General features: G+C 68.7%; 6 protein-coding genes and 1 pseudogene. 3 read left to right on the top strand and 4 right to left on the bottom strand.

Going from position 1 to position 7854, the window contains the following annotated elements:
- The first annotated feature begins 72 nt into the window (after positions 1-72).
- The 3 genes from B1400_RS08435 (at position 73) to B1400_RS08425 (ending at position 2733) form a co-directional block, all read left to right on the top strand.
- Positions 73-963 (top strand): inositol monophosphatase family protein, encoded by an 891-nt coding sequence (locus B1400_RS08435; protein ID WP_407641088.1) that lies wholly within the window; start codon positions 73-75, stop codon positions 961-963.
- 76 nt (positions 964-1039) lie between these two features.
- A complete protein-coding gene (locus B1400_RS08430; RefSeq protein WP_095613962.1) occupies positions 1040-1243 on the top strand; it encodes a ubiquitin-like protein Pup in 204 nt (67 codons plus the stop codon).
- On the top strand, positions 1243-2733 hold the full coding sequence (locus B1400_RS08425) for a proteasome accessory factor PafA2 family protein (protein ID WP_095613963.1): 1491 nt from the start codon (positions 1243-1245) through the stop codon (positions 2731-2733). The genes B1400_RS08430 and B1400_RS08425 overlap by 1 nt, the downstream gene beginning before the upstream one ends.
- A 92-nt stretch (positions 2734-2825) precedes the next feature.
- On the opposite strand, the gene B1400_RS08420 is transcribed toward B1400_RS08425, so the two are convergent.
- The 4 genes and pseudogenes from B1400_RS08420 to B1400_RS09720 form a co-directional block, all read right to left on the bottom strand.
- Complete coding sequence (locus tag B1400_RS08420) at positions 2826-3107, bottom strand: HU family DNA-binding protein (protein WP_022857750.1); 282 nt, start codon at positions 3105-3107, stop codon at positions 2826-2828.
- 162 nt (positions 3108-3269) lie between these two features.
- Complete coding sequence (locus B1400_RS08415) at positions 3270-5741, bottom strand: lysylphosphatidylglycerol synthase transmembrane domain-containing protein (RefSeq protein ID WP_095613961.1); 2472 nt, start codon at positions 5739-5741, stop codon at positions 3270-3272.
- 232 nt (positions 5742-5973) lie between these two features.
- Positions 5974-7416: an adenylosuccinate lyase gene (gene purB / locus B1400_RS08410; RefSeq protein ID WP_095613960.1), complete on the bottom strand. Its 1443-nt coding sequence runs from the start codon at positions 7414-7416 to the stop codon at positions 5974-5976.
- Between the two features lie 86 nt (positions 7417-7502).
- Positions 7503-7854: pseudogene (locus B1400_RS09720) on the bottom strand (alpha/beta hydrolase); the annotation flags it as partial.

Raw genomic sequence — 7854 nt, 5'->3', positions numbered from 1 at the left:
CGGCGCGCCGGCCGACATGAACGCGCCGGCGCGCCGTGAGGACGCAACCGACGAGAAACGAGGACTGGCACGATGACGATGGAACTGCGCGACCTGGCGATGCAGGTCGCCCGCATCGCCCAGGACGCCGGCAAGCATGCGCTCAGCAACCAGGTGACGCCCAGAAGCCTGACCGAGATGAGCGCGGCCGCGCGCGACTACTCGCGCGGACTCGAACTGGACGGGCGCCTCAGCCAGTTCATCTACAACCGGCTCACCTACGTGGACGCGTTCAACGGGCGCTGGGACGAGCGCGACGACGCATGGCACGCGGGGGACCGCTACTGGTGCATCGGCGGCATCGACGGCGTCATCAACTACACGCGCAACATGGCAGAATGGTCGGTCACCGTCTCGCTGTTCGAGTTCAACGAGTTCGGCTCCGCGCAGCCGATCCTCGGCGTCGTGCACGCCCCGGCGCTGCAGCTGACCTACATCGCCGCCCGCCGCAGCGGCGCGATCCGCATGCGTACGACGCCGCTCGGCGAGAAGCGCGAGAAGATCATGCCGTCGACGACGCGCAGCCTCGACGGCTCGGTCATCGGATTCGGCATGTCGTTCAAGTCCGCCGAGGCGCGTCACGCGCTCAAGGTCGTCGGAGACATCGCCGGCCTGCCCGCCGACATGAAGCGCATCGGACCGTCGTCGCTCGACCTGTGCAAGGTCGCCGACGGCACCTACGACGCCTACTTCGAGCCGCATCTGCACAAATGGGACGTGCCGGCGCTCTCAGCCGGCGCCGTCGTGCTGTGGGAGGCGCAGGGCCAGCTGAGCAACTGGCGCGGCGACCTGATCCACTGGCGCAGCGAGAACAACCTCGTCGCCACGAACGGCCTCATCCTCGATGAGCTCAAGCCCTACCTCGTCGAATCCTGGGACGCCGGCGACGCGTCCGGCGACGGCGAACGACAGCCGGCGCAGTAGGCCGGCCTCGCCGATGCAGCCGATGCAGTAGTGTGGCAATCGGAGAACGAAACCCGACCCGACGGGAGGAACGACGATGCCACAGGAGCAGCACAGCCAGTCCATGGCCCACGACGAGCAGCATGAGAACGATGCCGTGATCGGCGCCGGCACCACGCATGAGGCTGCCGCCGACGCCGCAATCGACGACCTTGACGCGATCCTCGACGACATCGGCGCGGTGCTCGAGACGAACGCCGAGGAATACGTCAGCGGCTTCGTGCAGAAGGGCGGACAGTGATGCCGCAGCTGCACGACAGCGGCAACCGCGGGCACGCCGGCGCCTCGGCCTCGGCGCACGCCGGCGACTTCGCGAGGATCTTCGGCATCGAGACCGAGTACGGCCTGAGCGTCACCGGCGCGTCGCGACCCTGCGACGCCGGTCAGGTCGCGATGATGATGTTCCAGCCGATCATGCAGCGCGTGCGCTCGACGAATACCTATCTGGCCAACGGCTCGAGGCTCTACCTCGACGTCGGGGCGCACCCCGAGTACGCGACCGCCGAGGCGCGCACGCCCGGCGACGCGACGCTCGCCGACGCCGCCGGCGAGCGGATCATGCGCGATCTGGCGCTCGACGCGCAGCGGCGCCTGCGCGCGACGCACGGGCCGGACGCGACGGTCCATCTGTTCAAGAACAACGCGGACAGCGCCGGCCACTCCTTCGGCTGTCATGAGAACTACCTCGTGCGCCGCGGCGTCCCGCTCGGGCGGATCGAGACGCAGCTGCTGCCGTTCCTGATCACGCGGCAGATCCTCACCGGCGCCGGCCGCTTCGACGGCGCGCGGTGGCACGTCACGCAGCGCGCCGCCTTCGTCGACGAGACCGTCTCGTCTGCGACGACGCGCTCGCGGCCGATGATCAACACGCGCGACGAGCCGCACGCCGATCCCGAATCCTTCCGGCGCCTGCACGTCATCATCGGCGACTCGAACCGCTCGCAGTGGGCGACGACGATGAAGCTCGCGATGACTCACCTCGTGCTGTGCCTGATGGAATGGGGCGCGCGGCACGATCAGCGCACCGGACTCGAATCGATCGCGCTCGCCGACCCGGTCGAGGCGAATCTCGCCGTCGACGCCGAAGGCCCCCGCGCGGCGCTGCGGCTCGCCGACGGCACGACGGCGAGCCCGCTCGCGCTGCAGCGGCGCGTGCTCGGCGCGGTGCTGGACTTCGTCCGCGCGCGGCGTGACGAGGTCGCCGCGTCCTTCGACGGCGATCCGCTCACGACGCTCGACGATGTGCTCGGCGACTGGGAGCTCGGCCTCGAGTCGCTCGCCTATGACGACGAGGGGACGGGGATCGCCGACCGCGCCGACTGGGCGTGCAAGCGCCGGTTCGCGGCCCGGCTCGCCGGCCGCGGCGCCGTCGACCCGATGCGCCTCGCGCAGCTCGACCTCGACTACCATGACATCGCCAACGGCGCGTTGTTCGCGTCGCTCGAACGGCACGGCATGATGCGCGTTCTGTGCGACGAAGCGCAGGTCGATCGCGCCGTGACGACGCCGCCGGCGGGCACGCGCGCCGTGCTGCGCGGCGCCTTCGTCACCCGCGCCGAGTCCGCGCCGGTGACGTGGTCCTGCGACTGGACGCAGCTGCGTCTCACGGAGCCGGTGAAGGACGAGGTCATGCTCCTCGACCCCTTCGATGCCGTCGGCGACGCGCGGTACGCGCGGTTGCTCGCGCTCGTCGACGGGGCGCGCGGCGTGGGCGCCGACATGACCGTATAGGCGCGCGTCCTCGATCAGGCGATACGATGGAGCCCCCGACCAACGTTGGTCGGGGGCTCCATCGTATCGATGCCGTCGGCAGATTCAGCCGATCACTCGGTGACGGCCTTCTTCAGCAGGGAGCCGGCCGAGATGCGCACGCCGTAGGTCGCCGGGATCTCGATGGTCTCGCCGGTGCGCGGGTTGCGGCCGGTGCGGGCGGCGCGCTTGACGCGCTCGGCGGAGAACAGACCGGTCAGCTTCAGGCCTTCGCCGGACTTCATGGCCTCGACGAACACATCCTGGAATGCGTTGACGGCGGCCTCAGCCTGAGCCTTGGTCAGGTGGGACTTCTGAGCGATCTTGGTGACGAGATCAGACTTGTTGTATGCCATGTGAGCATCCTTCTTGGTTCAGGGGTTGAGCCCATTGCACGTCTCAACCACATGTTCAGTAATGAATCTTAGCGCATAAATGTGGCGAAAACGGCGTTTCACAAGGGTTTCGGGAACTTTTTTCGCGTTCGGCGCCCTCCCGGGCGCGGTCCTGGCGCGAAATCAGATCAGATTGTGCCTGTCGAGCCATTTCATCGCGAGCGCGCCGATCGGGATACGCAGCCAGTAGAAGCCGAGGCGGTAGACGAGCGTCGCCGAGATCGCGATCGTCGACGGTACGCCCACGGCGGTGAACGCGACCGACAACGCGGCCTCGACGGCGCCGAGGCCGCCCGGCGTCGGCACGGCCGAGCCGAGCGTGTTCGCGAGCAGGAAGATGAAGGTCGTCTCGATCGGGTTCGTCGAGTATCCGAAGGCCTCGAGGGCCGCCCAGAAGCCGAAGCCGGTGGCCAGGTTGAGCAGCAGGCCGCCGGCGGCGCTCACGATGAGCTTCGTCGGCTGCGTGAGTGTCTCGAGCAGGCTGCGCGCGTACGATTTGACGAGCGGCAGGTACTTGTCGGTCACTTTCTTGCGCACCGGCGGGATCGCCATCGCGACCGACACGATGAGCGCGACGGCGGCGATGACCATGATCAGTGTGTTCGTCGGCACCATGCTCGTCAGCGAGTTGCGGCCGGTGAAGATGCCGATGGCGATGAGCAGCAGTACGGTGACGGCGGCCTGCACGGCCCAGACGGCGCTCATGATCGCCGTGGCGACGGTGTTGCGGTAGCCGCTCTTGCGCAGGAACTGCAGGTTGACGAAGGCCGGTCCGATGCCCGCGGGCATCGAGACGGCGGTGAAGCCTGCGGCCATCTGCGAGAACAGGATGCCGATCGGATGCCTGCGGTCGGGGTCGATGAAACCGCCTAGCGAGACGGCCGAGCCGACCCAGGCGAGGAAGCTGAACAGCAGCACGACGAGCGCCATCCAGATGTTCGCGTCGCGCGCCGCCTTGATCATCTCGCTCGGGTTCATCTGCGTGATGACGACGACGACGGCGACGACGAGCAGCGCGAGCGCGAAGAACGAACGCGCGCTGAAGCGCGAGAGCGTCACCTGTTCGAGTGATTCGGAGACCTCCTCGGGAGCGAGCGCGCCGATGGACTTGCGCAGGTCCTCGAGCAGCGTCTTGCTCCAGCCGTCGAGTGTGCGCGTGGAGGCGGGCACGGCGGCCTTCTGCACGAAGGGGATCAGGTTGACGAGCGTCTCGTCGCCCCAGACGCGGCGCGCGACGCGGAGCGTGCGGTCGATGCCGACGAGCGCCGCGCACAGCGCGAGCAGCTGCACCTTGTCGAGCGAGACGTTGGCCGGCGAGCTCGCGTCGTCGCCGTTCTGCCATCCGGCGATGACCGGCGCGCCGTGTCCGGTGAGGGCGAGGACGTCGGTCGTGATGCGCCGGTGCGTGTAGCCGCGCCGGTGCGCGCGTTGCAGGTAGGCCATGTATCCGGCGATCGCCTCGTCGTCGAGATGGTCGGCGTCGGCGGGGCGCAGCGCCGAGCCGCGGTCGAGCACGAGGATCGACGACTCGCCCGAATCGACGACGCCATAGGGGTGCATCGAGGCGAGGCCGAGGTTGCGCAAGCCGAGCAGCATCGCGAAATGATGGTGCGTCGCGCTGACGGCGGAGCGGTCGTGACGCACGGCGACGCCGCTCAGCCGGATGAGCTGCCACAGCTGGTTGAGGTAGCCGGTCACATGCAGCTGGTTGTCGAGGACGGAGACGACGTAGCGCGTGCCGTCCTTCGTGCGGCATGAGTAGATGCGCGAGTTCTCGACGAGGTCGTCCTCGAGCGAGGTGTGCAGGATGCCGTCGTGCGCGCCGTCGTCGTCGCGCAGCCGCAGCTCGGCGGGATCGAGACCGATCTGCCGGAGCGCCGAGACGACGTGGACGCCCCATGCGCCCGAGTTCGGAGTGCCAATGGCGAAACGGATGATGAGGCCGACGACGCGGCCGACGCAGATCGAGACGATGACGCCGGGGACCGAATCCCACGAGCTGACGACGAGCAGCAGCGCGCCGACGAGCAGCACGTTCCAGCCCCATTTGACGGTCGAATGCATGCGCCGCGGTCCCGCCACCGTCAGGAAGGCGCCTATCGCCGCATAGAAGTCGGGCAGCAGCGACGGACCGCTGTGCGTGCCGGTCGACAGCAGCGAGTTGACGAGGATCGCGGACCCCTGCGAGGACAGCAGCGAGGAGACGCCCCAGACGGCGCCGAAGCCGAGGATGAGCGCGCCGACCGCGCATGCCGAGCGCAGCCAGTCGCGGTTGATGACGAGCTGGATGAGCACGCTGACGACGGTGAACACGACGATGAGCTGCTGCAGGAACGACGCGGGCACGTCGAGCAGCCACTCGAGGGCGCGCGCGGCCGTGTGCGCGTCACTTTCGACGCCCTGCGTGATGCCGCGCAGGTAGACGGCGAACACGATGATGAGGACGCCGGCGATGAGCGCGGCGGCCGCATGGAGCAGGTCGGAGAAGACATGCGCGCGCTGTGGTTCGTTGTCCGCGATGACGACGTCGGCGCCCTGCGGCCCGTCATCGGCGTGCGGCCGGCTCGTCGGCGTTCCCTGTTCAGATGCTTGCATCGGCGTCCTTTTCCCATGGATGGCGGCGGCGGGTGTCGTCCCGCCATGTCGTGCCGTCTTCGAACCCTACCATTCTAGGGGAGCGGCTGCCAAACAACGGCGACGGCGCACGCCGGCACGGGGACGGCCGCGGGGTCGCGCGTCCATGGACGGAAAAGGCCGCCGTCCGGCCGTCGCGGGATCCTCTTACGGATCCGACCGCGACCGCTGACGGCGACCTGCGGGGGCGCCGTCAGCGGTCGCGGGCGACGAGCTTCGCGGCGTCGCCGACATAGGTCGCCGGCGTCAGCGCCTTGAGGCGCGCGGCCGTCGCCGCGTCGAAGGCGAGCGAGTCGATGAACGCCTCGACGTCGCGCTGGCCGATCTCATGGCCGCGCATCAGCTCCTTGACCTTCTCGTAAGGCTTGTCCATGCCGGGCAGCCCCGCGAGCTCGCAGGCGCGCATCGCCGTCTGGATCGGCTCGCCGAGCACCTCCCAGTTCTCGTCGAGCTCGCGCGCGATGACGGCCTCGTTCGGATGGATCGACTTGAGGCCGCCGAGCAGGTTGTTCAGGGCGAGCACCGAGTAGCCGATCGCCGAGCCGATGTTGCGCTGCGTCGTCGAATCGGTCAGGTCGCGCTGCCAGCGCGATTCGACGAGCGTCGCCGCAAGCGTGTCGAGCAGCGAGCACGAGATCTCGAAGTTCGCCTCGGCGTTCTCGAAGCGGATCGGGTTGACCTTGTGCGGCATCGTCGACGATCCGGTCGCGCCCTTGACCGGCACCTGCGCGAACACGCCGCGCGAGATGTACATCCACACGTCGACGCACAGGTTGTGCATGATGCGGTTCGCGTGGCTCATCGTGCCGTAGAGCTCCGCCTGCCAGTCATGCGATTCAATCTGCGTCGTCAGCGGGTTCCACGTCAGGCCCATGCGGTCCTCGACGAAGACGCGCGACACGTCGATCCAGTCGACGTCCGGGACGGCGGCCAGATGCGCGCCGAACGTGCCGGTCGCGCCGTTGATCTTGCCGAGGTACTGCTGTGCCCGCACATGGCCGATCTGGCGGTTCAGGCGGTAGACGTAGACGGCGAGCTCCTTGCCGAGCGTCGTCGGCGTGGCCGGCTGGCCGTGCGTCAGCGACAGCAGCGGCAGGTCCTTGAAGCGCTCCGCCTGCTCGGCGAGCAGGTCGACGATCGCGTCGGCGCCCGGCAGCCAGACATGCTCGACGGCGTTCTTGACGCAGCGGGCCGTCGACAGGTTGTTGATGTCCTCCGAGGTGCAGGCGAAGTGCACGAGCGTCTTGAGGCCGGTCAGCTGCGTGGGGTGGCCGAGCACGTCGGCGGCCTTGTCGAGCTGGTCGTCGATGTAGTATTCGACGGCCTTGACGTCATGGTGCGTGACGGCCTCGTGCGCCGCATGGCACCTGATGCCCTCGGCGCCGAACTCCTCCGGGATCGCGCGCAGGAACGCCTGCTCCTGCTCGGTCAGCGGTTCGACGCCGGGGACGATCGGCTTCCAGCCGTTGCCGGCGTAGCCGTTGGCGAGCATGATCATCCATTCGACCTCGACGCGCATGCGTTCGCGGTTGAGTGCCGGCTCGCTGAGGTATTCGACGAGTTCGGCGGTCTGGGCGTGGTAACGGCCATCGAGCGGCGTGAGCGCGATGGCGGGGGTGATGTCGGTGAGCTTCATGCTCCTCACTCTACGCAGGACCGTGAACGCGCGAGCGCCGCCGTCCCATCCATGAGACGGCGGCCCATGGCGCGTCCCCGGTCCGCTCACTCGTCCGTGTCGTCGCCGATGCGGCCCCGCCAGTACGTCGTGCCCTGATAGTCGCCTTCGATCGTCGAACGCAGATGCGCGTCGTGCCGTTCGAGCGCCGGCGATCCCAGCTGCGCGGCGCTCGCGTATGCGGCCTCGTGGAAGGCGAGGTCGTGCGTCAGGCGCAGCGGCCCGTCGTCGACGTCGACCGGGCTCGAGACGAGCGGACGGCCGTCGTCGTCGCCGGCGAGCCGCCCTCGCACCGTGAGCCAGCGGTCGTGTTCCGGGTTCGCGGCCCCGTCGAGGGCGGCGACGAGCTCGTCCTCCATCTCGACGCTCGTCACCCACACGTCCTCGCCGATCGGGTGG

It is taken from the genome of Bifidobacterium italicum, from assembly GCF_002286915.1.
Lineage (GTDB): Bacteria > Actinomycetota > Actinomycetes > Actinomycetales > Bifidobacteriaceae > Bifidobacterium > Bifidobacterium italicum.
This window is presented reverse-complemented; position numbering and strand designations above follow the sequence as displayed.